At 71.6% G+C, this 25,535-nt stretch carries 20 protein-coding genes and 1 pseudogene; 12 read left to right on the top strand and 9 right to left on the bottom strand.

What is annotated here, in order from left to right:
* Positions 1-552 precede the first annotated feature (552 nt).
* Complete coding sequence (locus ACYVD5_RS26115) at positions 553-2,385, top strand: hypothetical protein (RefSeq protein WP_461003804.1); 1,833 nt, start codon at positions 553-555, stop codon at positions 2,383-2,385.
* A 191-nt stretch (positions 2,386-2,576) separates the two neighbouring features.
* Here ACYVD5_RS26115 and ACYVD5_RS26110 read toward each other — a convergent pair whose 3' ends face one another.
* A complete protein-coding gene (locus ACYVD5_RS26110) occupies positions 2,577-4,298 on the bottom strand; it encodes a hypothetical protein (RefSeq protein WP_461003803.1) in 1,722 nt (573 codons plus the stop codon).
* A complete protein-coding gene (locus ACYVD5_RS26105) occupies positions 4,291-5,010 on the bottom strand; it encodes an ATP-binding cassette domain-containing protein (protein ID WP_461003802.1) in 720 nt (239 codons plus the stop codon). The genes ACYVD5_RS26110 and ACYVD5_RS26105 overlap by 8 nt, the downstream gene beginning before the upstream one ends.
* A 204-nt stretch (positions 5,011-5,214) precedes the next feature.
* Between ACYVD5_RS26105 and ACYVD5_RS26100 the strand changes: the two genes are divergently transcribed.
* Positions 5,215-6,792, top strand: coding sequence for an SMI1/KNR4 family protein (locus tag ACYVD5_RS26100; protein WP_461003801.1), 1,578 nt, complete (start codon positions 5,215-5,217; stop codon positions 6,790-6,792).
* Positions 6,793-6,909: 117 nt separating this feature from the next.
* On the opposite strand, the gene ACYVD5_RS26095 is transcribed toward ACYVD5_RS26100, so the two are convergent.
* Together ACYVD5_RS26095 and ACYVD5_RS26090 are read right to left on the bottom strand one after the other, a co-directional pair.
* Complete coding sequence (locus ACYVD5_RS26095) at positions 6,910-8,166, bottom strand: cytochrome P450 (RefSeq protein ID WP_461003800.1); 1,257 nt, start codon at positions 8,164-8,166, stop codon at positions 6,910-6,912.
* A gap of 77 nt (positions 8,167-8,243) precedes the next feature.
* Entirely contained in the window at positions 8,244-8,783 is a 540-nt protein-coding gene (locus ACYVD5_RS26090; protein ID WP_461003799.1) for a GbsR/MarR family transcriptional regulator, read from the bottom strand.
* 246 nt (positions 8,784-9,029) lie between these two features.
* Here ACYVD5_RS26090 and ACYVD5_RS26085 point away from each other — a divergent pair, with 246 nt between their 5' ends.
* Positions 9,030-9,497: an NUDIX hydrolase gene (locus tag ACYVD5_RS26085; RefSeq protein WP_461003798.1), complete on the top strand. Its 468-nt coding sequence runs from the start codon at positions 9,030-9,032 to the stop codon at positions 9,495-9,497.
* Between the two features lie 184 nt (positions 9,498-9,681).
* Positions 9,682-10,497: a class I SAM-dependent methyltransferase gene (locus ACYVD5_RS26080; protein ID WP_461003797.1), complete on the top strand. Its 816-nt coding sequence runs from the start codon at positions 9,682-9,684 to the stop codon at positions 10,495-10,497.
* Positions 10,498-10,664: 167 nt separating this feature from the next.
* Here ACYVD5_RS26080 and ACYVD5_RS26075 read toward each other — a convergent pair whose 3' ends face one another.
* Positions 10,665-11,441: a DUF2306 domain-containing protein gene (locus ACYVD5_RS26075; RefSeq protein ID WP_461003796.1), complete on the bottom strand. Its 777-nt coding sequence runs from the start codon at positions 11,439-11,441 to the stop codon at positions 10,665-10,667.
* Positions 11,442-11,531: 90 nt separating this feature from the next.
* Between ACYVD5_RS26075 and ACYVD5_RS26070 the strand changes: the two genes are divergently transcribed.
* Positions 11,532-12,185, top strand: coding sequence for a MerR family transcriptional regulator (locus tag ACYVD5_RS26070; RefSeq protein WP_461003795.1), 654 nt, complete (start codon positions 11,532-11,534; stop codon positions 12,183-12,185).
* Positions 12,186-12,229: 44 nt separating this feature from the next.
* On the opposite strand, the gene ACYVD5_RS26065 is transcribed toward ACYVD5_RS26070, so the two are convergent.
* On the bottom strand, positions 12,230-12,475 hold the full coding sequence (locus ACYVD5_RS26065; RefSeq protein WP_461003794.1) for a hypothetical protein: 246 nt from the start codon (positions 12,473-12,475) through the stop codon (positions 12,230-12,232).
* Between ACYVD5_RS26065 and ACYVD5_RS26060 the strand changes: the two genes are divergently transcribed.
* Positions 12,474-13,274, top strand: coding sequence for a helix-turn-helix domain-containing protein (locus tag ACYVD5_RS26060; RefSeq protein WP_461003793.1), 801 nt, complete (start codon positions 12,474-12,476; stop codon positions 13,272-13,274). The genes ACYVD5_RS26065 and ACYVD5_RS26060 overlap by 2 nt on opposite strands.
* 110 nt (positions 13,275-13,384) lie before the next feature.
* Here the strand turns inward: ACYVD5_RS26060 and ACYVD5_RS26055 are convergent, their stop codons facing one another.
* Complete coding sequence (locus ACYVD5_RS26055) at positions 13,385-14,209, bottom strand: FadR/GntR family transcriptional regulator (protein ID WP_461003792.1); 825 nt, start codon at positions 14,207-14,209, stop codon at positions 13,385-13,387.
* Positions 14,210-14,671: 462 nt separating this feature from the next.
* On the opposite strand from ACYVD5_RS26055, the gene ACYVD5_RS26050 reads away from it, so the two are divergent.
* Both ACYVD5_RS26050 and nhaC read left to right on the top strand, forming a co-directional pair.
* Positions 14,672-15,808 (top strand): trans-sulfuration enzyme family protein, encoded by a 1,137-nt coding sequence (locus ACYVD5_RS26050; protein ID WP_461003791.1) that lies wholly within the window; start codon positions 14,672-14,674, stop codon positions 15,806-15,808.
* A 32-nt stretch (positions 15,809-15,840) separates the two neighbouring features.
* Complete coding sequence (gene nhaC, locus ACYVD5_RS26045) at positions 15,841-17,442, top strand: Na+/H+ antiporter NhaC (protein ID WP_461003790.1); 1,602 nt, start codon at positions 15,841-15,843, stop codon at positions 17,440-17,442.
* 39 nt (positions 17,443-17,481) lie between these two features.
* Here the strand turns inward: nhaC and ACYVD5_RS26040 are convergent, their stop codons facing one another.
* The gene (locus ACYVD5_RS26040) at positions 17,482-18,660 is read right to left on the bottom strand and encodes a low temperature requirement protein A (RefSeq protein ID WP_461003789.1); all 1,179 of its coding nucleotides are present in this window, start codon (positions 18,658-18,660) and stop codon (positions 17,482-17,484) included.
* Positions 18,661-19,282: 622 nt separating this feature from the next.
* On the opposite strand from ACYVD5_RS26040, the gene ACYVD5_RS26035 reads away from it, so the two are divergent.
* A complete protein-coding gene (locus ACYVD5_RS26035; protein ID WP_461003788.1) occupies positions 19,283-22,369 on the top strand; it encodes a glycosyl hydrolase in 3,087 nt (1,028 codons plus the stop codon).
* Between the two features lie 71 nt (positions 22,370-22,440).
* Here ACYVD5_RS26035 and ACYVD5_RS26030 read toward each other — a convergent pair.
* Positions 22,441-22,665 (bottom strand): annotated as a pseudogene (locus ACYVD5_RS26030) (helix-turn-helix domain-containing protein); the annotation flags it as partial.
* A 119-nt stretch (positions 22,666-22,784) separates the two neighbouring features.
* Between ACYVD5_RS26030 and ACYVD5_RS26025 the strand changes: the two are divergent.
* The 3 genes from ACYVD5_RS26025 (at position 22,785) to ACYVD5_RS26015 (ending at position 25,319) form a co-directional block, all read left to right on the top strand.
* Positions 22,785-23,585, top strand: a complete 801-nt coding sequence (locus tag ACYVD5_RS26025; RefSeq protein WP_461003805.1) for a hypothetical protein — start codon at positions 22,785-22,787, stop codon at positions 23,583-23,585.
* A 381-nt stretch (positions 23,586-23,966) separates the two neighbouring features.
* On the top strand, positions 23,967-24,374 hold the full coding sequence (locus tag ACYVD5_RS26020; RefSeq protein ID WP_461003787.1) for a peptidase inhibitor family I36 protein: 408 nt from the start codon (positions 23,967-23,969) through the stop codon (positions 24,372-24,374).
* A gap of 81 nt (positions 24,375-24,455) precedes the next feature.
* The gene (locus ACYVD5_RS26015; protein WP_461003786.1) at positions 24,456-25,319 is read left to right on the top strand and encodes a hypothetical protein; all 864 of its coding nucleotides are present in this window, start codon (positions 24,456-24,458) and stop codon (positions 25,317-25,319) included.
* Positions 25,320-25,535: the final 216 nt, after the last annotated feature.

Raw genomic sequence — 25,535 nt, 5'->3', positions numbered from 1 at the left:
GATCTTCGGCGCCCTTCGCCATGCCCGCAGCCGGTTCGGGAAACTCCCATCAACGATCTAGCCCCCTCGTTCGCTGATGGCGGCGGCTCTCCTTGGCCCGCCGCACCCCTCCCTCTCACCCCCGCCGTGCGCGCCCGGCCGGCCGCTGTCGTTCGGCGGGAGGGGTCCGGTGGCCGCGGGGCTGCGGTGGTCCTGGATATGGTCAAGGTACGGGTGAGAGTGCGGGAGGTGGCCCAGCGTTGGGTTTCAGGAGGCCGCGCGCGCGAAGGCGGCCGCGGCGCCGCTCCGCGGGGTTGCGCGGCAGGCGGAAACGGAGGGCCGCGCTGAACGGCCCGCGTGATCCGCGCCATCCGGCGTGCCGGCCAGACCCGAACGGCGGCTTCCAACAGCGGTGACCGCGCTCGCCGGGAACGGGCCCCGATGCCGCGGCTCCGGCAACGGACCCCCGATCCTGACCGGAGAGCGGCGGCCGGCCGATCCGGACGCGCACACCGGTTCGCGCCGGGCCTGGAACTCGCATTTCCCAACCTCGTCCCCCCGATAGGTGAAGTGATGACCGACTTCGCAGAGTTCTACGAGTTCGATACCGCGGTGCTCGCCGCCGACGAACGCGGTGACCCCGCGGCGGCCTGCGAGCTGGTGCTCGCGGCCGGCGACTTCCGGCGGACGGTGCGGCACCTGCGCACACTGCCCGAAGACGCCCGCCGCCGGCTGGCGCACACCTGCGTCGAGCTGTACAAGACCGCCGAATCCCAAGAGCACCGGGACCGCATCCGCGCCATGCACGCCGGACTGCTGGCGCGCCGCGTGGACCTGCTGGAAACCGACGGGTTCGAGGCATCCGTGCTGGCCACCATGCACAGCGGCGAAAGGGCGTACAACGAGAAGCGGGAGGCCATGGAGGGCGTGCTCGCGTCCGCGGAGTTCCCGCGGCTGGTCGAGCGCCTTCGGGCGTTTCACCCGGAGCACCGCAGGCCGCTCGCTGACCATGTGCTGCAAGGTCTCTACGAGCGCAGTCAGGAGCCGCAGCAGCGGGAACGGATCCTATGGCTGAGCACGGCGCTCGCGGATCGGCCGGAATTGATTGTGCACAGGAAACGGCACCAGGTGCAGGATCTGGTGCGGGAGGCGGTCGAGGGCGGCGCCCCCGCAGCAAACGCAGCGGTATTCGAGAGTTCTTCCCTCACCCGGGTGGCGAGAAGGCTGGTGAGGCTGCCCCGCGATGTCCGCCTCCGGCTGGACCGCCACTGCGCAGGGATGCTGGAGGCGGCGGATACCCAGGAGCGGCGCGAATCGGTCATCTGGATGCGCGCCGCGCTGACCTCGGGCCCGCTGAAGTACTTCGGCTACGACGAACTGGAGCCCATGCTGTCGGCCGCCGCCGAACGCGGTGACGCGGCGGCGGCATGCGAGGCGGTGGTTGCGGATACCGACTTCGCCGGAGTCCTCAACGAGCTTGCGCGCCTACCGAAAGGTGTCCGGCGTTCGCTGGTCGAGGCCTGCGTTGACCTGCACGGATCGGACGCCGACGCTGACCGGCGTTTCCGGATTCTGCGGATGCACGCGTTCCTGGCACGGTCGCTGGGCAAACCCGACGACCGCCTGGCGGCCGCGCGCCAGGAGGCGCTGCGGTTCGACCCCGGGGACACGCTCCGGCGGTGGCGCAGCATCGACATGGTGTGGGTGGAGCTGAGCTGCGGCCGGGATCTCCCGGGTGGTCTCCGCACCGAACTGCGGCGCGAGCGCTACGAAGGCGGCTCCTGGATAACCAAGGACCTGCGGAAGATGGGTGCGCTGCTCACCGGCCAGCACCCGGTACTCAACCCGGGCGAGCCGTGGTCCGACCAAGCCCTCGCCGACCTGGCGCACCTGCCCGCCGTATGGACCGACCTGGTACGGCACACGCTCACGGCGGCAATGGCCCGGCCCAATACCGCCTGGGAGACGAAGGCGCGCACGCTGCTCGCCGAAGTCGATGGGGAAGAGTTCCGCGACCTGGCGCTGAGCTGGCTCGCCGCGATCCAGGACCCGCGCAAGCTGCCCGCCGCCACGCGCCGTCCGCCGGGCTACGACGCGTACAACCACCAAGCCGCCCGCGGCCTGGTGTGGCTGGTGTCGTTCCTGCCCGAGCACCCGCATACGGCGCACGGCCTGAGCGCGCTGCTGGAGAAGGCGGTGCAGGACGTGCCGGACATCGGGCCGGGCATGCCCAAGCTCGCCAACGCGTGCGCGATGGCGCTGTGCACGCTGGAGGGCAAGGAGGCGCTCGCAGAGGCAGCCCGGCTCGCGGCGCAGGTGGCCTACAAGCCGACGCGCAAGCTCCTTGAGGAAGGGCTCAACGCGCGCGCCCAAGCACTGGGGGTCAGCCGCGCCGACCTCGGGTAAGCGGCGGCGCACGGGTGCCGGTGCGCCGCCGGATCGCGCGGGCGGCCCACCGGCACCGGGGGCCGCCCGGCCCGCGCAGGCAGGCGCAGTCCGGTATCCCCTCGACCGACCGTCCACAGCCTCGGGAAACCGGCCGCTCAGGCGGCCGACCGCCTTGCCGGTCAGCGCCGGCCGGAGCCGGTCAACGCCGGTCAGACCGCGCCGGCCAGCGCTCCGCGCGCCCGGTGCTGCGCCCACCAGGCCAAGCAGCCCGCGCCGGCGAGCAGCCAACCCGCCGCGGCCCACGGCCCCGCCAGTGCACCCGCCGCGACGGGCCAGGCCAGAGCCACCAGCCCGGCCAGGCCCGCCGCGTGCCACAGGAGCATCTGCATCGGGGCGCTGTTGCCGAACGGTGTGTCGTAGCCCACCATGAGGTGGGCGGGCAGCGTCCCCCGGTACAGGCCCACGAGTGCGGCGGCCACCGCGGCGGGAACCAGGAGCACGGCGCGGATCGCGGCCCCGCCGTCCGCGCCCCACGCGGCCGCGGCGCCGGCACCCGCCACCGCGGTCACTGCGGCGAGCAGGACCGCGGGCACGAGCCCGTGCAGCAGGCCCAGCACACCCGCTGTGTGCGGGAAGTACCGCGCAAGCCGCGGATCGGTGACCTCGGCCCGGGCCGCTCCCAAGAGCTGCGCTGCGGCGAAGTAGTGCAGCGCCGGAACCGCAGCGCTCAACACCAGGGCGACCGCGGGCACCGGTTCGATCGGCAGGTGCGCCACCAGGACCGCGACCGCGGAGAGCAGGCAGGCGCGCAGCAGCGGGACCGGCGACCGCAGGGCGTGGAGCGCGTCGCGCCAGGGCACGGTCAGCCACGCCCGCCGCGGCGGGGGCAGCCGGATCCGGTAGCGGCCGCCCGTGTGCGCGCCGCCGAACGCCGTGTGCAGCCAGTTGGCGTCGATCAGCCAGAAACCGCTGCGCACGCCCGCTGCCGTAGCTGCGTGTGCGCGGAGCCGCCACCGGGGGATCTGCGGGACGGTGCGCATCGACCAAGCGAGCGTGCCCGCTGCCGCCGCGGCGAGCGGCAGCAGCGCCGGCCACGGCGCCGCGGCCCCCGGTACGGCCGGCGGCAGCACGGCCTGCGGCGCCCACCCCCAGGGCCCGGACCACAGGGCGAGGCCGGTCGCGAACGCGGGCGCCGGATCGGCCCACGCCTGGGCGCCCGCACCGCACAGCACGAGCAGCGCCAGGTAGTACACCGGGCGCAGGAAGCGCAGCGGCCCTGCGCCGTACACGGTGGCGGCGGCGCCCAGTGCGGCGGTCAGCACCCCGGTAAGTGCTCCGGCCAGTGCCGCTCGCCCCAGGGCCGCGACCGCGGGTGCGGCGCCGGCGGGCGCGGGGACCGCGCTCTGCCACAGGCCGATGAGCAGGACGAGCCCGAGCGCGGAGCCCAGGGCGGCCCGCGCCGCCACCGCGCGCCACAGCGCAGGTCGCAGTACCGCCGATCGGCTGATGGGCAGGGTGAGGACCCAGTCGACGGCGGCGGGTTCGATGCGCACGGCTCCGCGGACCGTGGCGTCGTAGACCGCGCTCCACAGCACGACCAGCAGTGCGGCGGTGGCCCAGAACGGGAGGGCCGCCATCGCATCCGGTGCCCACTCCGGCAGGGCGGCGGCGGAGCGCAGCGTCTGGAGGACCGCCGTGATGAGCGGTACCAGCACCAGGGCCCCGCCGAAGACCGCCAGGTAGACCGCGTATGCGATGTCGCCCTTGCGCTGCCGCAGCCGGGCGCGGCGCCGGTTCCGGAGCAGGTCCAAGACTGCTGCGGTGCGCCGGTGCAGGTCGGGCGCCGCCGGGTCGGCTCCGGCGGCTCGGGCGGTGGCTCCGGTGGCACCGGTGGTTCCGGTGGCGGCGGACTGCGGCGTTGGGCTACGCATCGCCGCCCCTGTCGCCGGCGGCGCCGCCTGCGCCGCCGCCCTGGCCGCTCCCGCCGTTCTGCTGCCTGCCGTCCTCCAGGGTGACGGTCCGGTCGGCCAGCCGCTCGGCAAGGGAACCGTGGTGGGTCGCCAGTAACAGGACGCCCCCGTCGTCCTTGATTGCGTGCAGGGTTTCACCCAGCCACGAGCGGGCGGCGCGGTCGAGGTGGCTCTCCGGCTCGTCGAGGACGAACACGCGCCGGGCCGGCGGCAGCAGCATGGCCGCGATCGCGAGCAGCTGCTGCTGGCCCTTGCTCAGGGTGCGGGGGTTCGCGTCGGCGTGGGCGCCGAGGCGGCACTGGTCAAGTGTCGCCGCGATCCGGGCGCTGCCCCCGCGCCCGAGTCCGTGCCCCGCGGCCACCAGCTCCAGGTGTTCGCGCACGCTGAGGTCGGGGAAGCAGCTGAAATCTTCGAGCACGAACACGGAGCGCCGGAACCCGGGGTCGGTTGCGCGGGGCTCCGCGCCGAGCACGGTGACCATGCCCGCGGTCGGCCGGTCCGCGCCGGCGGCGATGCGCAGCATGGTCGATTTGCCCGACCCGTTGGCGCCCACCAGCGCGACGCACTCGCCGGCAGCAACGTGCAGGTCGACCGGGCCGATGGCGTGGGCCGGGCTGTAGGCGCGCACAACACTGTGGAAACGCACCGCGGGCTGGAGGTCAGGGGACGGCACCGGGCGGATCCTTACTTGGCGGCCGGACGGTCGGCGGGTCGGGGCGCGGGGAGGGCCGGGCGCGGGGCCGCGGTGGGGTACCCCGTACCCGGCGGCTCCTCCACTCTGCCAGCACTCGTTCAGCCGCGCCCGCCGACACCGGAACTGTCTTTGGACGCTGCCAGGCTTAGCGGCGATACCGGCAGAAACAGGAGAAGACGGGACATGATCGAGCAGGAAGCGCGCCGACTCGCCGAGGTGGTCGCCGCGAACGCGCCGGAGGGCTGGGAGCTGGCTCGGACGTCCGGGGACGCGGGCGGGTTTGGAGACGGTGTATCGAAGATCTCCACCTGGCCGGGCGGCCGGGTCGGCCGCGGTCGGATCCCCCCTGACTTGACCGCGCAGGGGAAAACGGTCCTGGAGGAGTTGCAGCGGTTCCCCGGCTGGCACACCCCCTGGTTCGAGTTCTCGTGCCGGCCGTCCGGAGACTTCGAGATGGTCGCGGCCTCCGACTCGTTCATCGGGCTGAGCAACGGCGAGGGCGGCTTCCAGGCGCTGTTGGACCGCGGCCACCTGCCGCCTCAGCCGGGTTCGCGGCAGGAGGGGGGCACCGCCGCCCCGGCGGGCGACCCGCGGTTGGCTGCGGCGCGGTTCCGCGAATACCTCGACCGCCGCGCCGCGATCTTGGATGAGCCCGACTCCCTGCCGCAGCCGGCCGCACCGGCGGCGATCGATGAGGCCGAACGCCGCATCGGCTGCACCCTGCCGGCCGACCTGCGGGCGCTGTACTCAATCGCCGACGGCGACGACCCGCAGAGCGACGACCTCGAACGCGGCGCGCTGTTCGGCGGCCTGTGGATGTCGCTGGACGAACTGGTGGCCGCCCACGAACTCCTCCGCGAGCCGGGCTGGTTCGAATGGGACCTCTCCTGGTTCTCGGCCGTATCCGACCCCCACCCGCCTGAGACGATCCGGCGCTGCACCATGCATCCGGCCTGGATCCCCTTTGCCGATAACGAGGACTTCACCTACCTGGCGGTCGACATGTCGCCGGCCCGCAACGGCCGGCCCGGCCAGGTCATCCGCATCGGTTACCCCTACAACGACGAGCCGGTCTACATCGCCGACTCGGTCACCGCGCTGCTCGCCCACTACCTGGACCATCTGGACCGCGAAACCTACAAGCAATCCGGCGACCTCCACTTCCCCGACCCCGAGCTCGAATCCCCAGGCCCCCGGCAGGTCGGCAGCGCATTTGGCACCGCGGCCTCGCCGGCCACCCAGGAGGTCGTCATCGGCCCCGGCGACGAGCCGGTGCGCGACCTGTCGGCACTCGCTGCCGCCGTGAACCTGCGCACGCTGACCAGCGCCCACCCCGTCGCCGATCTGGCGCCGCTGCGGACGCTGCCGGTGGAGTGCGTGCGTGTCACGCTGGACGGCGGCGATCTGACCCCGCTGGAGGGCCACCGCCAGCTCGCCAGTTTGCAACTGGGCACCGCCGGCCCGACCGGCATCGCGCCGCTGCGCAGTGTCGGCGGTCTGCACGGTCTGGACCTCTCCCGAGCCGATGTCCCCGATCTGCACGTGCTGGCCGGCCTGCCCCGGCTGCGCTACCTGAAGTTGACCGCGCGGCAGTGGACCACCCTGCTGGACGAGGCCGGCACGCCGCCCGGCCTGGCGGTCGCCGCCCTGGCCGAGCGGAACGCACGGTTGGCTGACGCCCGGGCCTGGGCAACGCGGGTCGGGCTGGACCCCGCCGATTCCGTGCGCATCACCGGCACCTTCGGTTCCGGCGGCGGTTGAACCACCGCGCCGGGAGTGGCCGGGTCGGCGCCCGGTGCAGGAAACGCGGTGGCCGGGCCGCCTCCTGCACCGGCGGCCCTCCGAGCCGCGCCGGCGGCTCTTATCCCGTCGGCTCTGCTACCAGGTCACCGGGAGTTCGAGCACACCGTGGATGCTGGCTCCCGTGCGCAGCGGCACCTCGCCGGGCTCGACTGCGAGCCGCAGCGCCGGGAACCGCTTGAGCAGCGCCGGGTAGGCGACGCGCATTTCCACGCGGGCGAGCTGCTGGCCCAGGCACTGGTGGATGCCGTGGCCGAACGCCAAGTGGCCGGTTGCCGACCGGTGCAGGTCGAGGCTGTCGGGGCCGGGGAACTTCTTAGGGTCGCGGTTGGCGGCCTGGACCGAGAACGTGACGCTCTTGCCGGCCCGGATGAGGTGGCCGCCGATCTCGACGTCCTCCAGGGCGGCGCGGACGTCGGATGGGACGATGCTGAGGTAGCGCAGCAGTTCTTCGACCGCTTGGTCGATGAGGCCGGGATCGTCGCGCAGCGCGGCGAGCTGGTCGGGGTGCTGCAGCAGGGCGAAGGTGCCCAGGCCGATCATGTTGGCGGTGGTGTCCAGGCCCGCGCCGAGCAGCACGACGCCGAGGTTGATCAGCTCTTCCTCGGCGAGGTCGCTGCCGGCGAGGTCGGCCAGCAGGTCGTCGGTCGGCTCGGCCCGTTTGGCCCGCACCAGCCCGCCCAGGTACTCGTGCAGGGCGTTCCACGCGTCCACGGTGTGCTCGCCAGGGGCGTCGCCGGTGATGATCTCGGCGTTGCGCTGGAAAAGTTCGCGTTCGGAGTATGGCACGCCGAGCAGTTCGCACATCATGACGGCCGGGATGGGGCGGGCGTAGGCGGTGACCAGGTCGGTCGGCGGGCCTTGGCGGGCCATGGCGTCGAGGTGTTCGGCGGCGATCTCCTCGACCCGGTCGGCCAGTTGGCGCATGCGGCGCACGGTGAACTTGCCGGCCAGCATCTTGCGGAAGCGGGTGTGTTCGGGCGGGTCGATCCCGGTGAGTTCGGCGGGCGGCGCCGGAGGGATTTCGACGGACGCCAGCTCGGGGAACGGGTAGTGCTTGAGCTCGTAGCGCGAGCTGAAGCGCTGGTCGGACAGTATCGCCCGGACCGCGGCGTGACCGGTGGCCAGCCATCCCTCGTGGCCGTCGGGGTAGGTCATCCGGCGCAGCGGAGCCTCGTCGCGCAGCGCCGCAAACCGCTCGGGCGGGTCGAAGGGGCAATCGGTGGGCCGCGAGATGGGCAGCTCCTGCACCGGCGGGAGTTGGGTCGGCGATCCGGGATCCGGGGCGGGGGGTGCCGCGGCAGGATCGGTGGCGCTGTTGTCCGTGGGGGGCATCGGGACCTCCGAATGCGGGAATGCGGTGGTTGGTCGGCTTGCGCGGCAGCGGTTGCAGACCCGATCCGGCCGCTCGTTCAGCCGCGGTGGGAGCGCCCGCCGCCTGGCGGGTGCCGGTCGGTCTTCTGGCGGTCGGGCAGCTTGTTCTCCGCGCGCAGGGCGGCGCGGCGGGCCTGCCACTCCTGTTCGAGTACGGGTACGCGTTCGACCAGGAACTCGGCCAGCGCGGCCATTTCCAGCAGCGCGGCCCGGCGTTCGGCCGGGGCGTCCTTGAGCATGTCGAGGCCCTCGTAGGCGAGGTCGCGCTGCTCCTGGTACTCGGCGATGTCGAACCCTTGGGCCTGGCGCGAGGAGTAGTCGAGCCGGACCCGGTCCATCCGCTCGCCCGCTGCGCGGGTGCGGCGGATGGAGCCCTGCTGTTCCAGCACTTTCACCCCGCCCGTGACCGCGCTGCGGCTGGCCATGAGCGCCTCGGCGAGCTCGTTGATGGTCTGGGCCGGCGGGTCGCAGATCGCGAGATAGCCGTAGAGCCGGCCGACCATCGGCGGGAAGGCGAAACGGCGGACGTAGAAGCGGCCCATGTGGTCGGCGAAGGTGAGCTCGTCGTCGGTCGGCATGGCATCGACGGTAGCCAGATGACTGGGATAACACAAATTTGTGTTATTTGAATCGCATGGTGCCCGAGATGCGGCGGCCGGGGCCGCGCCGAGCCGCGGGCGCGCCACCGGATGTCGCCGCACTCGTCGAACAGTGGCGCGCCACGCGCTGAGACCCGGCCCGGCGTGCCGTTCCGGCCGTGCGGGCGGCAGGCTGGTGGGAGTCCGAGAACCGGGAGCACCACCGAGCAGAGGAGCGCAGCCCGCATGGGCAGGACCGAGTACTACCGCGACCCCCGCGCGCCGGAGGCCAACACGCTCATCCCCGCCAGCAACCTTCTGGTGGCCGGTGCGCAGGGAGCCATCCTGCTCCAGCGCCGCCGCGACACCGGGCAGTGGGCGCTGCCGGGCGGCGCCCAGGACATCGGCGAAACCCCGGCCCAGTGCGCCGTACGCGAGTGCGAGGAGGAAACCGGGGTGGTCGCCGAGGTCACGGGGCTCCTCGGGGTCTTCTCCGACCCCAGGCACATCGTCGCCTACACCGACGGCGAGATCCGGCAGCAGTTCGAGGTCGCCTACATCGGCCGCCCAACCGGCGGGGCGCCGCGGGTCAACGACGAGGCCGACGGGGTCGAGTGGGTCCTGCCCGAGGAACTGCACGCCTTCGACATCCACCCGAGCATGCACCACCAGATCGGCCGCTACCTGCGCGGCGAATACCCCTACCTCGGGTGACCCGGGCAAGCGGTGCGGTCCGGGCGCGGGGCGCGCAGCGGCGGCAAGCCGCACCAACACCGGCCACCCGGCCTGCGGGCAGCCCCTGGGGCCCGCGCCCCGCCGGGCCCTTCGGCTCCGCGGCCCGTTCCGCACCCGGGCGCGAGCGCAGACAGGGGCGCCGGGCAATGGCAGGATCGGGCGCATGAACGCCGACAGGTCCCCCGGCACCGCCGGCCGCACCACGGCCGGGAACGTCGCCGGCAGCGACGGCCGCTCTACCGCCACCTCCCGCCAACGGCTCTACGACCTGCAGCAACCCCGATTCGACCTGCCCGCCATCGCCATCGGTGCGCTGGCCGGACACCACCGGACCGTGCTCGACCTCGGTTGCGGCGAGGGCGAGTACCTGCACCGCCTGCGCAGTGAACGCCCGGCTGCGACCACCATCGGGATCGACGCCGAACCGGGCATGGTCGACGACCTGCCCGGGCCGGTCCTCTGCGCGGACGCGGCGGTGCTCCCGGTAAAAAACGCGTGCGTCGACGCGGTGCTGGCGATGCACCTGCTCTACCACCTGCCCGATGTGGACTCCGCGCTCGCCGAGATCGGCCGGGTCCTCACCCCCGGCGGCATCCTGATCGCGTCGACCAACGCCGAGGACGACAAACAGGAACTGGACGACCTCTGGCAGGCCGCGGCAGGCGATGTCCTGGGCGCCGGGCAGGTTCCGCACCGCACCCGGCTCTCCGACAGGTTCCCGCTCGACACCGGCGCCGACCGGCTGCGCGAGGACTTCGCCGACGTCGAGGTCCAGGAGCTGACCGGCAGCATCGAGGTCGGCGAGCCCGCCCTCGTGCTCGACCACCTCGGCTCCTACCGGGCCTGGGCGGCCCAGGCCGGCGTCCCCTTCGGCGCCATCCTGCGGCGCGCCCGCGAACGCCTGGAACAGGCCATCGAGACCGCGGGGACGTTCACCATCACCACCCGGCAGGGGGTCATCTTCGCCCAGCGGCCGTAAAGCGGGCCGCCGCCACCGGCGGGACCGGCCGGGCTCCGCGGACGGGAGGCGCCGCCGGGCACCGCGTTCCAGCGGGAGCGCGGCAGGAGCCCCGGCCGGTACCGGGCGGGGCTCCGGCTGCCCGGTGGGGCGGGTAGGTCCCGGCCGCCGTTGCCGTCCGCATCTGTTCACGCCCGCGCGCGCCCCTTCGCCGCCCGGCTGCGGATCCACCACTCGATGAGCAGGACGTTGGGCACCCAGCACATCCAGGCCGCGGTCGAATACGCCACCGCGAAGAGCGCCGCGGAGTCGCCGCCGTAGACCGGCTCCAGCAGGGGCAGCTGCGCGGCGATGAGCAGGCCGAGCCATGCCCGCAGGGTGAACCCGGCAAAGGTCGCCGCGAAGTTGCGGCGCATCCAGCGTTCATGTGCGCCGAAGTCGCGGCGGCGCACAGCGGCGTAGCCGTAAGCCGCGCTGACGAGCCAGAAGACGCTGAGCATCGCGAAGCCGGCTCCCGCCACCCAACCCCGGGTGGTCAGCAGCGCGACACCGAACCCGGTGATGCCGGATGGCACGACCCCGGCGAGCAGGTAGAGCCGCCCGATCAGCCGGTGGGCCCGCGGCGCCCGCCGCCGGATCGGTGCGTAGAACTGCAGCGGCCCGAGCAGCAGTGCAAGGCCACCGGTGAGGATGTGCGCCATCAGCAGCGGGAAGTGGAACGGCACATCGGGCCGGATGCCGACCTTGGAGGCCGCCGCGTCGAACCCCAGGTAGGGGACGACGGCCGAGAGGGTGCCGAGGCTGAGCACGGTTACCACGCCCAGCGCGATCCGCCGCCGCGTGCGCTGCCGCCGGCGGCGGCCGTCGTCGGGTTTCGCGCCGTTCGGCTTCGGAGGGCTCGATTCGTTCTGGGGGGTCGGAGGGTTCGGGGGGTCTGCCGCCTCGGGGCGCTGCTCCACAGTCATACCGATATGGTAGCTATCGATAGTTGAACTATCAATACATGGGCTACCGGTCTGGTAGCGGCACCGTGCCGACTGGGGTACAAAAGGCCCGTGCGTATCAGCGAGCTGAGCAGGCAGTCCGGCGTCCCGGTGCCGACGGTCAAGTACTACGTCCGCGAGGGGCTGCTTCCGGCGGGTGAGCGCACTCACACCAACCAGGTGCGCTACTCCGACTCCCACCTGCGGCGGCTCCGCCTGGTGCGGACCATGGTCGACATCGGCGGGTTGCCCATCAGCACGGTCCGCGAGGTGATGGCCGAGGTCGACTCCCCGGACCGCGAACTCGGCGGTGTTCTCGGGATCCTGTCGCGGACCTTCGCCGAACGCGCCGGTTCCGGGACCGGCACGCCCGACGGCCCGGCCCTGGACGAGGCCGGCGAACTACTGCACCGGCACGGCTATGCGCACGACCCCGCAATCCCCTACGTCCGCGACATAGCCGACATCATGGCGACGTTCCGCCGCCTCGGGCACGGCGCCCAGCTCGACCGGTTCATGGACGTGTACGCGTCCGCCGCCATGCGGGTGGCCGAGGTCGACCTGGCCTCCATCTCCGACCTCCCCGACCGGCAGAGCACCGCCGAGGCGATGATCGTCGGGACCGTCCTCGGCGACGCCCTGTTCGCCTCGCTGCGCCGCCTGGGACAGTCCACGATCTCGTTGCGGACGTTCCCGGAAGACGGCGACGGCGGCGGGGCCGGCTGAGCCGACGAGTCGGCCCCTGCCGCGGGTGGCGGCGGCCGTGCGGCTCAGGCGTTGCCGGCATGGTGCTGGCCGAAGCCTTCAGGCGGGCGGTCCAGGAAGACGCAGACGGAGGTGGTGCGGCCGTCCGGGGCGAGCGTGATGATGTCGGTGCCGGCGGCGAAGAACCCGCCCCGGTCGGCAGCCGCAAGGCAGTGGCCGCGCCCTTGGAAGGTTCGCCCCGGCGGTGGCCGCCCGTCGATGACCCGGGAGGTTATTGCCGCGCCTGCGGCGGTGCGGGAGTGTGGCCGCATGACGGTCACCACCGAGCCGGTCGGGGCGCAGCTCCGGCGTTGGCGGGAGTTGCGGCGGCGCTCCCAAATGGATGTGTCGCTGGCGGCCGAGGTCTCCACGCGCCACCTGAGCTATCTGGAGACCGGGCGGGCCAACCCCAGCCGCGAAATGATCGCCCGGCTGTGCGAGGAGCTGGAGGTCCCGCTCCGGGAACGCAACTCGCTCTACCTCGCGGCCGGTTTCGCACCCGCGCACTCCGAGCGGCCGTTCGCCGACCTGGGCGCCGCCGGTGATGCGATCCGCTCGGTGCTGGCCGGCCAGGAACCCAACCCGTCGCTGGCCGTGAACGCGTGCTGGGACCTGCTGGCGGCGAACCGGGCGATGTCGGCCTTCCTGAGTTCGGTACCGGCGGAGCTGACCGCGTCCGGGCTCAACGTGCTGCGGGCGACCCTGCACCCCAACGGGTTGGCGCCGCAGATCCGCAACCTGGACGAGTGGCGCGGCCACGTGCTGCGCCGGGTGCGCCGCCAGCTCGACCGCACCGCCACACCGGGGCTGGCCGAGCTGCTGGCCGAGCTGGAGAGCTACCCCGGCGCCGGGTCCCGCTCGCAGGCCGAGCGCGCGCACGCCGACCAAGCACCGGTCAACGATGTCGCCGTGCCGATGCGCATGGCGACCGGGTACGGCGACCTCGCGCTGCTCTACACGACCACGGTGTTCGGCGCGCCGCGGGATGTGACGCTGGACGAGATCGGGATCGAGACGTTCTACCCGGCCGACCCGGCAACGGCCGAGCTGCTGCGCCGCCTCGGCGAGTGATGCCCGGGCGACCGGGCGGTCCCGATCCGGGGCCGGGCCGTCCCGGACCGCGCCGGAGGGGCGCCCCCGGCCGCCGAACGCCGCGGGCGCCGCGGGCCCGGTACCCGCGGTCAGCCGCCGGCGGTGCCGCTCGGTGCTTCCGCGCCGCCGGGGCCCGGTCGGGTCTCGATCTCGCGCAGCGTGACCTGGAGGTGGTACTCCATCGCCTCGACCGCGCGGGCGGGGTCGCCGCTGAGGACCGCTTCGAGGACCTCTTCGTGCTCGGTTGCGGAGACGGCGGGGTCCTCGGCGGTGGCGAGGAAGCGGCGGTGACTCTGCTCGCGGCTGCCCGCGAGGGACTGTTCGAGCGCGTCGAGTATCTGGGCCAGGCTGCCGTTGCCGGAGGCCGCCGCCAGCGCCTGGTGGAACTCGAAGTCGGTGCGCACCCGCGTGGGCACGTCGAGGGGGTCGGCGCGCATCTCGGCGATGGACCGGCGCGCGCGGGCGATGTGCGGGCGGGTCTGCTCCTCGTCGGGACCGGAGATCCGCTGCGCCGCCAACCGGGCGCCGTGGACCTCCAGCGCCTTGCGGATCTCGGTGAACTCCATCAGCGTCCGGCGGTCGCGCAGCACTGACAGCGCCACGAAGCTCTCGACCGGCAGCGCGTTCGGCGAGGCGATGACCGCCGGCTTGCCTTGGCGCCGGTGCACCAGGCCCTTGGTCTCCAGGGTTTTCATGGCTTCGCGGAGCACCACCCGGCTGACGCCGAACCGTTCGGCCAGCTCGTTCTCAGGGGGCAGTTGCTGGCCGGGCTTGGCGCCGGGGCCCACGCACAGCTCTTCGACAAAGGCGACGACCTGCGCCGTCAGCGAGTTCGGCCGAGCGCGCTGCGCCCGGGGCCGGTCGGCGGTGCCCGCGGACTCCGGCTCCGATGGCTCCGGAGACGCTGCTCCCATCGTCTTCGCCTCGCCCTTCCCAGTGTGTCGCTTGGGTCCTTGCACGGATGTCCGGCGCCATCAGCCTACAGACCGCCCGCGCAGCCGCCCCTGCGGGCGAAGGCCCCGGCCACCGCACGCCCGCAACGGCGCGGGTGCGGGTGCGGCCACCCAGCGCAGTTCCGCGATGACTCCGGAGATCGGCAGGAACCCACCCATTGACTGCTTAGCAGCTTGTATTACAAGATAGCTCGATCGGGACACATTCCGCGTCGTCCCAGGTCGCAATGTATGCCGCCGTGCGACTGAGCGCCGGATCCACCGGCGCAACGCCCCGGCGCACGCTCACGCACCCCGGCGGCACCGCCCGCCGCAGGCGAGCGGCCTACCCCCCACGCATCCCCCAGCACGCACCGCCAGTCACCCACCTCGGCCGCAACGGAACAAGGGAGCACGGTGAACAGGACCGACAGAGAAATTTGCATGGGCGCGTGGGACGGTCCGGGCAGCGAAGAGGGCGCGGTGGCTCCCCCGGTGTTCCAGACCAGCCTGTTCACCAAGCCGTCGTTCCGGTCGTTCATCGAGCAGCAGGCCGAAGAGGACGAGAAGTTCGTCTACAGCCGCGGCGCCAACCCCACGGTGGCGTTCCTGGAACAGCGGCTCGCTCTACTGGAGGGCGGCGCCGCCGCCAAGTGCTTCGCCTCGGGTATGGGCGCGATCAGCGCCGTGCTGGCCACCCAGCTGCGGCAGGGCGACCACGTGCTGTTCGTCAACAACGTCTACGGCCCCACCCTCGAACTGGCCGAGCAGCTGCGCAACTTCGGGATCGAGCACACAGCGATCGCCGACAACACCACCGACATCGAGGACCACATCCGGGAGAACACGGCGCTGATCTACGTCGAGAGCCCCGGCACGATGCTGATGCAGGTGCTGGATCTCGCCGAGATCGCGCGGATCGCCCGGCGGCACGGGATCCGGACCGCGGTGGACAACACGTGGTCGACCCCGCTGTTCCAGAAGCCGATGGCGGCCGGGATCGACATCGTCATCCATTCGCTGACCAAGTACATCGGCGGGCACAGCGACGTCGTCGGCGGCGCGGTGGTCGGCTCGAAGCCGTTCATCCGCGACCTCTTCTACCGGGCGTACCAGCTGTTCGGGTCGGTGATGTCCGCGCTCGAAGCGTCGCTGGTCCTGCGCGGGCTGCGCACGCTGCCGGTGCGGATGGAGGAGCACCAGCGCAACGCCAAGCGGGTGATCGACTTCCTGGCCGAGCGCCCCGAGGTGGCAGCGGTCCACCACCCCTATTACGACCACCGGCCCGACGATCCGGTCATCGCCGGCCAGTTCAGCGGGTTCTCCGGGCTGCTCTCGTTCGACCTGAAGGACGGCACGTTCGACCGGGTCGCCGGGTTCATCGACAGCCTGGAGGTTTTCCGGATCGGGACCAGTTGGGGCGGCTACGAAAGCCTCGCCACCTCGCCGCTGCGTCCGGGAAACGCGGCAGCACTAAAGGCGAAGGGTCTTTCGGCCGGGATGATCCGCCTGTCCGTGGGACTTGAAGGCGCGGAAAACCAGATCGAGGATCTCGAAAGGGCATTCGACAAGCTGCAGTAAGGACAGGTCAGCGCGGCACCGAGAGGAATCACATGGCCACCCCCCACGAGGAAACCGAATCCGAGCACGGAACCGGGGCTGAGACCGGGACCGGGCAAGCCACCGGGTCCGGCAGCGGGAACGGAACAGGGAGCGGGACCGGGACCGGGACAGGAGCCGGAACCGACACGCCGCCCCAGCCGAGCCTGGCGATCGCCTGCATACCGGTGGCCGTCACCGTGGCGATCTTCGTCGGCGGAATCGGCATCATGCAGTACCCCGCCGAACTGATGGTCATTTTCGCGGGGGTGGTATTCACTCTCTTCGCCGTCTGGCACGGCCGCAGCCTGAACCATGTCCTCACCGGCATGGGCGAAAAGATCAAACGCGCGCTGCCCGCCATTCTGATCCTGCTTAGTATCGGCATGCTCATCGGGTCCTGGATGATCGCCGGCACCATTCCGCTGATGGTGTATTACGGCCTGGAACTCATCAACCCGGCTTACCTTTACGTCCTGGCCTTCATCGTCACCGCGATCGTCGCGACGTTCACCGGCACCTCGTGGGGCGCCGCGGGCACGATCGGCGTGGCACTGCTGGGCGTGGCCGCGACGATGGACGTCTCGCTGGCGATCACCGCGGGAGCCGTGGTCTCGGGCGCCTACTTCGGCGACAAGCTGTCCCCGCTGTCCGACACCACCAACATGAGCGCGCTCGCAGCAGGCGCCGACCTGTACGAGCACATCCGGCACATGCTCTACACGGCGCTGCCGTCGTCGGTGCTGGCGATCGTCGTCTTCCTGGTTGCGGGCTCCTCGATCGACGCGGCATCGGTCGACCTCGGCGTCCTCAACGGCACCATCACCGAGTTGAACGACCACTTCGCGCTGACTCCGGTCCTGCTGCTGCCGGCGGTGGTCGTACTGGCGGGCTCGATCATGAAGAAGCCGCCGCTGGTGGTCCTGTTCGTGTCGTCGCTGACGGCGCTGGTGCTGGCGTACTTCGTCCAGGGCTTCCCCGTGGCCGACCTGTTCGCCGCCTCGGTCTCCGGGTTCACGCTGGACATGCTGCCCAACGGCGGCGACGTGTCCGAGACGCTGACGAGCCTGCTGGAGCGCGGCGGGCTGCAGTCGATGTACAACTCCGCCTTCTTCGTGTTCTGCGCGTTCTTCTTCGCCTCGGCGATGGAAAGCTCCAACGTGCTGCGGGTCCTGCTCGGCCGGGTGATCCGGAAGCTGAAGTCCACCGGCGGCCTGGTGGCGACCACGCTGCTGTCCGGGTTCGCCATCATCAACGGCACGTCCAACGCCCTGGTGACGTACTTCCTCGTCAACGACCTGTACGGGGAGTCCTTCCGGCGGCGGAACCTGCACCCGGTCAACCTCTCCCGCAGCATGGAGGACTCGGTGACGATCACCGAGGTGCTGATGCCGTGGACGGTCTCCGGTGTCTTCTTCGCGACCACGCTCGGAGTGGGCAACTTCGAGTTCCTGCCGTGGGCGGTGTTCAACTGGAGCGGGTTCCTGTTCTCGGCCCTGCTCGCGTTCCTGGCGCCGCTGACCCGGTACTTCGGTGTCCGCCGGATCGAGCGGCCGGGCGACACCGCTCAGCCGGGCGGGCCCGGCGAGCGGCCGAGCGAGCAGCCCGCGCCCTGACCCGGGCCCGTTTCCGGTTCGTTTTCCGACTCCGGTTCTTCACGTGCCCGTTCCCGCGCCGCTCGCAGCGCGGGAACGGGCCGTGGAAACGGCGAGCGAGAGCGTCACCAGCAGGACCAGCAGACCGAGCACGGCCATCGGCAGCTGCGCGTGCCAGACGATCCCCACCGCCCCGATAACGACCAGCACCGCGGCGGCGATGAAACGCCCGCGGGCGATCCGGCCGAACCGCGACCGCAGGAACAGCACGTTGCCCGCCAGGTAGATCAGCGGACCGCCGACGGTCACCAGGACGATCGCGGCGCTCAGGTGGTCATGGGTGAGCCGCAGCTCCAGGGACACGGCGACCACGATGGCGCCGAGCACCATCAGGGCGTGGGCGTAGGCGAACGCGGACCGCAGCGCACCGGTGTGGCCCTGGCCGCCCGCCACATCGTGGCCGGCCAGCGCGAAGTAGTTCCACCACAGCACCAGCAGCGAGACGAAGCCCAGCAGCAGGCTGCCGAGGGTGGCGAGGTCCGGGGTCCCTTCCGCGGCCAGGGCGTTGCCCATGAGCAGGATCGACTCGCCCAGGGCGATGATGAACACCAGCCGGTTGCGTTCCGCGAGGTGGTCGGGGTCGGTGTCCCACCGCTCCATCGGCGCGCTGACGACGCCGGGAATCCGGAAGTTGAGCAGCGGCGCGGCGTAGTCGATCACGACCGCCGGCAGCCACACCCACAGCCGCAGTTCCGCCGGCAGCAGCGCACCGGCGATCCAGGCCACCCCCGCCAGGGCGGACCAGGTCAGCAGGGCCGTGTAGTTCGACGCAAGCTCCCGGCCGCGGAACGCGGCGATCATGAAGACCGGCCGCAGGATGCCCATGAAGACGAAGCAGCCCGCGAACAGCAGTCCCGACTCGCCGAACGCGTCGGGGATGGCAACGGCCATGCCGAGCGAGGCCAGCATCAGCACGGCGTTGAGCAGCAGCACCCGGGTGTTGGTCGGGTTCAGCCAGTTCATCGCCCACGCCGTGTAGTTCCAACCCCACCAGACCGCGGCGAAGACGACCGCGGTCTCGGCGAACCCTTGCCAGCTCAGGTGCTCCAGCAGCACATGGGAGAGCTGGATGATCGCGAAAACGTAGACGAGGTCGAAGAAGAGCTCGATGGGGCCGACTTCGGAGCGGCGGTCGCCGGCGCGGGCGATGCCGCGCCACGGTGCGGGTTGGGTGGGCATGGCTCGTCCAGGATCCATCCATCTTCGGGGGCGCGCCGGGCGGCCCCGGACCCCGCATCCCGGGGCGTGCCGGCCGACCGGTAAGCGGGCTCCGCGGCCGCTCAGGGCGGGTGCGGGCTGGGGCGATGTTAATCCCGGGCGGTGCGCGCGGTCACGCGCGGCTCGCACACCGCCCGCCCGCACGCGGCGCGGCCGACCGCGGCCGCTGGGGCGGGGTTCGGCGGCGTGCGGGGCGGGGCCGTGCGGCGTTCCGAGCGAGGGATGGAGCAAATCCGGAGCGACGGAGCGGAGCCCCGCGGCCACGGATCGAGTAAAACGTTCACATTGCCATAGGGCGCCGCCGCGCATCGGTGGCGATTCGTTTCCGCCGCTCACTCCCTGGGAGCACCGGCACGGTTGGCCGCATCCGGCCAAGTTGTGGATCACCTGTTGATCAACTCGACCCTTGATCAGTAACCTCACTGAAACGTTTTAATCACGTGACGCCGATCACGTGATCCGCACCGCAAGCGCCATCAGCAGGCGCAATCAGCGCGCCGCGCCGATGCGCACCCATCGATCCCATGATCCCCCCATCCCCCACGTGAGCACCCCGCCGCACCGCGGCGTGGGAAGGAGCACGATGCCGAGCCACGACACCCCGGACCGCGGCGGTTCCACCAGCAGCGGACCCGCCAATAGCAGCGGCGCCGCGGACGCGGACGCCCGCCCGCAGCTCTCCCGCCGGCTCTTCATCGGCGCCGGCGCCGCGGCCGGCACGGCCGCCGCCCTGCAACCCGCCGTCGGGCTGCCCGGCGCCGCAGCCGCACCCGCCGACTCCCGGCTCGCAGCGGGCCTGGCCGACCCCGCCCGTGCCGTGCAGGCGAAGTTCCGCTGGTGGTGGCCGCACGGCATGGTCGAACCCGCCGAGATCCGCCGGGAGATCGACCAGATCGCCGACGCCGGGTTCGGCGGCGTCGAGATCGCCGATGTGCACCACAGCGTGGACGAACCGCTGGACCCCGAAAACACCGGCTGGGGCACCGAGCGCTGGCGCGACGCGCTGGAGGCCGCGCTGTCGCGGGCCGAGCGGCGCGGAGTGGTCGTCGACATCACCATCGGCCCCGCGTGGCCCGCTGCGGTGCCCACGGTCACGCCCCAGGACGCCGCCGCCATGCGCGAGCTGGCCCACGGCGTGCGGTTCCTCGCTGCCGGCGAGGAGATCAGCGGCGCTCTCCCCGAACCCGCGACCGCCCCCGCCGATGGGGTCACCGAACGCTCCCTGTTCGCCGTCCAGGCGGTGCGGCTCGCCGACGGAGCCGACCCGCAGGACAGCCCGTGCTCCCTGGTCGCCGACAGCCTCGTCGACCTGACCTCCGAGGCCTACGGCGAGGAGCTGTCCTGGACCGCCCCGGGCGAGGGCGGCGCCACGTGGGCGCTGATCGCCTACTGGGAACGCGGCAGCGGGCAGCGCCCCGAAGCCGGGCCGCACACCGAACCGGTGTCCTACGTCGTCGACCACTTCAGCGCGGCCGGCACGCGCGCTGTCACCGACTTCTGGGACGAGCACATCCTGACCCCCCGCATCCGCGCCCTGCTGGAGGGCCCGGCCGGCGGCGCGCTGTTCGAGGACTCCATCGAGATGGAGACCGACGCCACGCTGTGGACCCCCGGCCTGCCCGCCGAATTCGAGGAGCACACCGGCTACGACCCGCTCCCCTACCTGCCGGTCCTGGTCCGCGCCGACGAGGACAAGGTGTTCAGCTTCGGTTCGCCCACCGACCGCCGCGCCACCGACGACTTCAACGACGTCCTCTCGCAGCTTTACATCGACCACCACCTCAAGCCGCTCAAGAAGTGGGCGCACCGGCTCGGGCTGCGCTACCGCATCCAGCCCTACGGCCTGGAGACCGACGCCATGGCCAAGGCCGCCGTGGTGGACATCCCCGAGGGGGAGTCGCTGGGCTTCAACAACCTGGACGACTTCCGTTCGCTGGCCGGCGGGCGCGATCTCGGCGGCAACACGGTGCTCTCCAGCGAGGCCGGCGCGGTCTACGGCGGCTCCTACAGCACCACCTGGCGCGAGACCGCGCGCACCGTCTCCCGCGAGTACACCGCCGGGGTCAACCAGGCGGTGCTGCACGGGTTCTCCTACGCCGACGCGCCCGGTGCCCGCTGGCCCGGCTTTGCCGCGTTCACGCCCTACGACGGCGGTGTGGGCTACAGCGAGTCGTGGGGGCCGCGCCTGCCCACCTGGCAGCACGCCGCCGATGTCGCCGGGTTCCTCGCCCGTTCCCAGCACGGCCTGCAGTGGGGCACATCCACCGCCGATGTCGCCTTCCTGCGGCAGAAGGGCTACGCCGGCTCCGGGTTCGGCGCCGCCTACTTCAGCAAGGAAGGGGTGCGCATCGGCTGGACCCACCAGTTCGTCAGCCCCCGGCTGCTGGAGATCACCGACCCCGATGTCGAGGACGGCGTGCTCGCCCCCGACGGCCCCGCTTACAACCTGCTGGTCTTCGAGGGCGACGCGTTCAGCGGGCGCGTGCCCACCCTGCCGCTGGAGACCGCCCGGCGGTTGCTCCGCTACGCAAAGCGCGGCCTGCGGATCGTCGTCGTAAGCGACTGGAGCTCGCCGCAGCAGCCGGGGGTGGACCAGGACGGCGCCGCCGAACTGGCCGAAACCGTGCAGGCGCTGCTCGGCCAACCCACCGTGCACCGGGTGGCCGCCCGCGAGGACATCGCCGAAGGTATCGCCGCGCTCGGCGCCGCGCCGGGCGTGCGCTACGCACAGGACTCGCCGCTGCTGCACGCGCGGCGCCGCTCCCGGCACTTGGACCTGTACCACCTGGCCAACGGATCCGACGACACCGCCGTCGACCACGATGTCACCTTCAGCACCGGGATCCGGCACGCCTACCCGTTCGCCATCGACCTGTGGACGGGTGGGATCACCCCGCTCCCGCTCCACCGCGCCGAGGACGGCGGGATCCGGCTGCGCGTGCGCCTGGCGCCCGGCGCGGCAACGGCGGTCGCCATCGCCCGGCCGCAGTGGGCAAAGGGCGCGGGCAAGGGCGGCGGCAAGGGCGGGCACGGGATCGCGCCCGGCCAACTGCGCAAGCTCCGCTTCGACAGCACCGATGCCGACTCCGTGCACATCGCCGGCGGCACCGCGAAGGTGCGGGCCGCTTCGCCCGGTTCCTACACCACCACCGGCGCGGACGGCCGGACGGTCACCACCGCCATCGACAGCGTCGGCGACAAGCGGGAACTGACCCGCTGGCGCCTGGAAGTGGAGGACTGGCGGCCCGGCGGCTCGGCCACCGAGACCGAGGTCCGCACACACGAGCTGGACCTCGACGGCCTGGCGCCCTGGACCGAACTCGACGGTCTCGCCGACGTCTCCGGGATCGGCCGCTACACCGCAACCGTCGAGCTGGGCAAGGGCTGGACGGGCGGCCACGGCGCCTACCTGGACCTGGGCCGGGTCACCGACCTGTTCCGGGTGAGCGTGAACGGCAAGGACCTGCCGCCGGCCGACCAGCTCGACCCCGTCGTGGACCTCGGCGACCGCCTGCACAGCGGCACGAACACCATCGAGGTCGAGGTCAGCACCACGCTCATCAACCGCATGCGCGCATTCCGCCCCGACGTCTACGGCGACGCGGCCCGCCAGGAGTGCGGACTGCTGGGCCCGGTGCGGCTGCTGCCCTACGGCCAGGCCGACCTGTGACCCAGCGGTGAACCGCCCCGCTCGCCCGGCGTATCGGGCCCGGGCGAGCGGGGCGGGGCGGCGGTCGGCGGCTACAGCGGGCCGGGGGCGGCCACGGCCGGCGCGGGGCCGGGCACCGCCCGGCGGTGTTCGGTGGGGGCCGTGCCGTAAGCGGTACGGAAGGCCCGGGTGAACGTCGCCGGGTGCTTGAACCCCCAGCGGTAGGCGATCTCGCTGACGGCGAGTCCGGCTTGGGCCGGGTCGGCGAGGTCGCGGCGGGCACGCTCCAACCGCTGGGCCTTGATCCACGCGGCGACGAGGTGCCCTGCTCGGTGAACAGGCTGTGCAGATAGCGGAGTGAGATGTTGAGGGCGGCCGCGACCGCGGCCGGGTCCAGTCCGGGATCGTGCAACCGGGCCGCGATGAACTCCCGCGCGTGCCGCAGCAACCGGAGGCGCCGCCCGTTTCCCGGCGGCGTCCCCGGTTCGGACCCGTCGGGCTGCTCCGCAAGCAGCGCAGAAACCAGGGCGGCCACCACCGCGCCGAGCCGGGGGCCGTCCTCGGGCAGCAGTTGGTCCTGCTCGGCAAAGAGCCCGGTGAGGAAGCCGGCGAACAGCGCCCCCATTCCCTCGCGGGCGGACATCGGCGCGCGGCCGGCTCGGCCGGTGTCCTTCCCGGCGTCGGCGACGAGCCGTTTCGGTACCGAGACCGCCATCCATCCGCTGAATCCGTGCTCCACGGTGAGACGGATATCCGCGGTCCGGGAGCAGTCGCTGCGATGGATCCGGCCCGGACGCTGCCTGCTCTGCCGATCGGCCCGACCGGCGGACATGCGGCCGTGCACCATGCGGGCATGCTGATACCGGCCCGGTGCGCGAAGGCCGGCGAATTCCTGAGTCCGCCGCATGGCCGACGCCTGGAAGACCGCCTGCTGCACATGGACCTGGCCCAGCGCGATACTCCGCCGACGAGCACCCATGGCTTTCACCGCCTCATCGCCCCACTGCTCGACGCGCTCCCCGGAGTCCTCCCCGAACCGCTCCGCCGACCGCTGCGCACCCTGTTCATTTCGGCTGTTGCACGTCGAATCGATCATCACCGTGTCTCCCGGAATACGAGGACGGATTGGTTCGCGAGGTCAGCGGTGTGCTTCCCGCTGCACCGGATAGCCGGGAACGGAACCACCGATTACGCGGTTGATCGGCTGCACTCGCCGCCGCGCCCCCTTCCCATTTGACGAGGGTAATGCAGCGCATCGTTGGCCGATGGAACGGGTCCGCCGGGCGCGAACCACCGGCAGATCCGCTGACCAGGACCCAAACGTGCGGAGCGGTTAGGAATTGGTCGCGCCCCTCGCCCGGAACGGCACACCGGAGCCGGTCGCCCGCCCCGGCACAATCCAGTGGCCGAATACGGCCATTGCGTTCGGAAACTTCCGCCCTGCGGTTTCCCGCGCAGTGCGCGCTGCGTCAAGAAACCATGCACGCGCAGCCAATGACACGGGGGCGCGGGCCTCGGCATGCTTGCAGAGCGCTCGGCCCGGGTCCGCCAGGAGGTTCCCCGGGCCGGACGGGCAGGCAATCTTGAAAACACCGAGTGGCTTACCTGGAGGAATGCAATGTTGGCAACGGTTCGCAGGGCCGGAATCGCGGCGGCCATCACTTTCGCGGTGGCGGGCACGGCATCCGGAGTCGCATTTGCCGAGAACGACTACAACTGCAGGTACACGCAGGACGAGTTCTGCCTATACGAGAATTACGACTTTAATGATGACTCGACAAACCATGTGCGGCAATGGACTACAAACGACGATGAGTACCACAATAATAACTGGTACAATTCTAATGACGAACTCGACAACGAGGCGAGTTCGGTGTGGAACAGGACCGGCTGCGACGTAACTCTCTACCAGCACACCAGTTACAGCGGATCGCATACCACATACGAAGACGGGGAACGCGACGGGAATCTTAAGAACGACGCCGTCGGCGACAACCGCGCGAGCTCACACAAAATCCGCTGCTAAAACAACAATTGACGCATCGCCCCCCGGTGCGGGACGGCGCACCGGGGTGTTCAATTTGTTCTTACGTTCCTGGCGGACTCAATGAAAAAACATACCAGGATATCCATCATCGCGGCGGCGGTCCTGCTATCCGCAGGTGCAGTCGGCTACTACGCCGTTTCAAAAGGGGCGGCGGCTCCGGAAGCGGCGGAACAGGCCGCTGCTCCCACCGTGGAACTGCCCCTGGATTCCTACCGGCCCACCGCAGCAGAGGAGGTCACCTACGACCGGGCATTCGACCTGCTCGCCCAGCGGTGCGTCGCCGATGCCGGATTCTCCTGGCCCGTGCGCGACGAGCCACCGCTTCCCGAGAACCGACACCTCCGCAGGTACGGCGTGATCGATCCGAACGACGCGCAGAAGTACGGGTATCACCTGGCACCTACCAAAACCCCGGACCAAAAATCCGACAAGGCCGCGCCGACACCAGAGGCCGAGGCAGCCTTCTACGGCCCCGTGGACTCCCCGGAGGAAGGTTGCGCCGCCAAAGCAGAGCGGCGACTCGACCGCGGGGCCGGCGGGGCCGACGGCAAACTGCTCGCCGAACTCGACTGGACGTCACTGGATATCTCCGAAACCCATCCCGATGTCATAGAAGCGAAAAACGCCTGGCAGGAGTGCATGTCCGCCCGCGGCCACTCCTACGCAACGCCCCGCAAGGCCATCGAGGACGAGTCCTGGAACCTGGATTCCCCCTCCCCCACCGCCGCGGAACGGGCCGTGGCCGTGGCCGATGTCGAGTGCAAGTACGAGGTCGGCATGGTCGAGACGTGGGTGCAGGCGGAACACGAGATCCAGCGCGAGATGATCGCCGAGCACACTAGCGAGCTGGAAGCCCTGCAGCACGCCAACGAGGTCCGCCACGGCAACGCCGAGGCCGTACTGGCCGAATCCGGCGAAGCCTAGTAAGCCCTGTTTAGGAAGTGTGTGTTAGCGGCACCGAGGGCGGGGGCGGCCCGGGTCGATGGGTGGGCGGCCCCTCGCGTGCGCCCGTTATGTCGGGTTGCCGTGGATGATCATGCAGAAATGACCGTCTCAGCGTTGAAATCTGGGCATTGCTGCAGGGTCGGTGCGCCGCCCGCCCCCGCCGCCTGCGGTGGGACCGGTGGCCGCGCGCCCCGA

Source organism: Streptomonospora sediminis (assembly GCF_054778995.1).
Note: the sequence above shows the minus strand (reverse complement) of the source record. Positions and strands in the feature narration are given on the sequence as shown.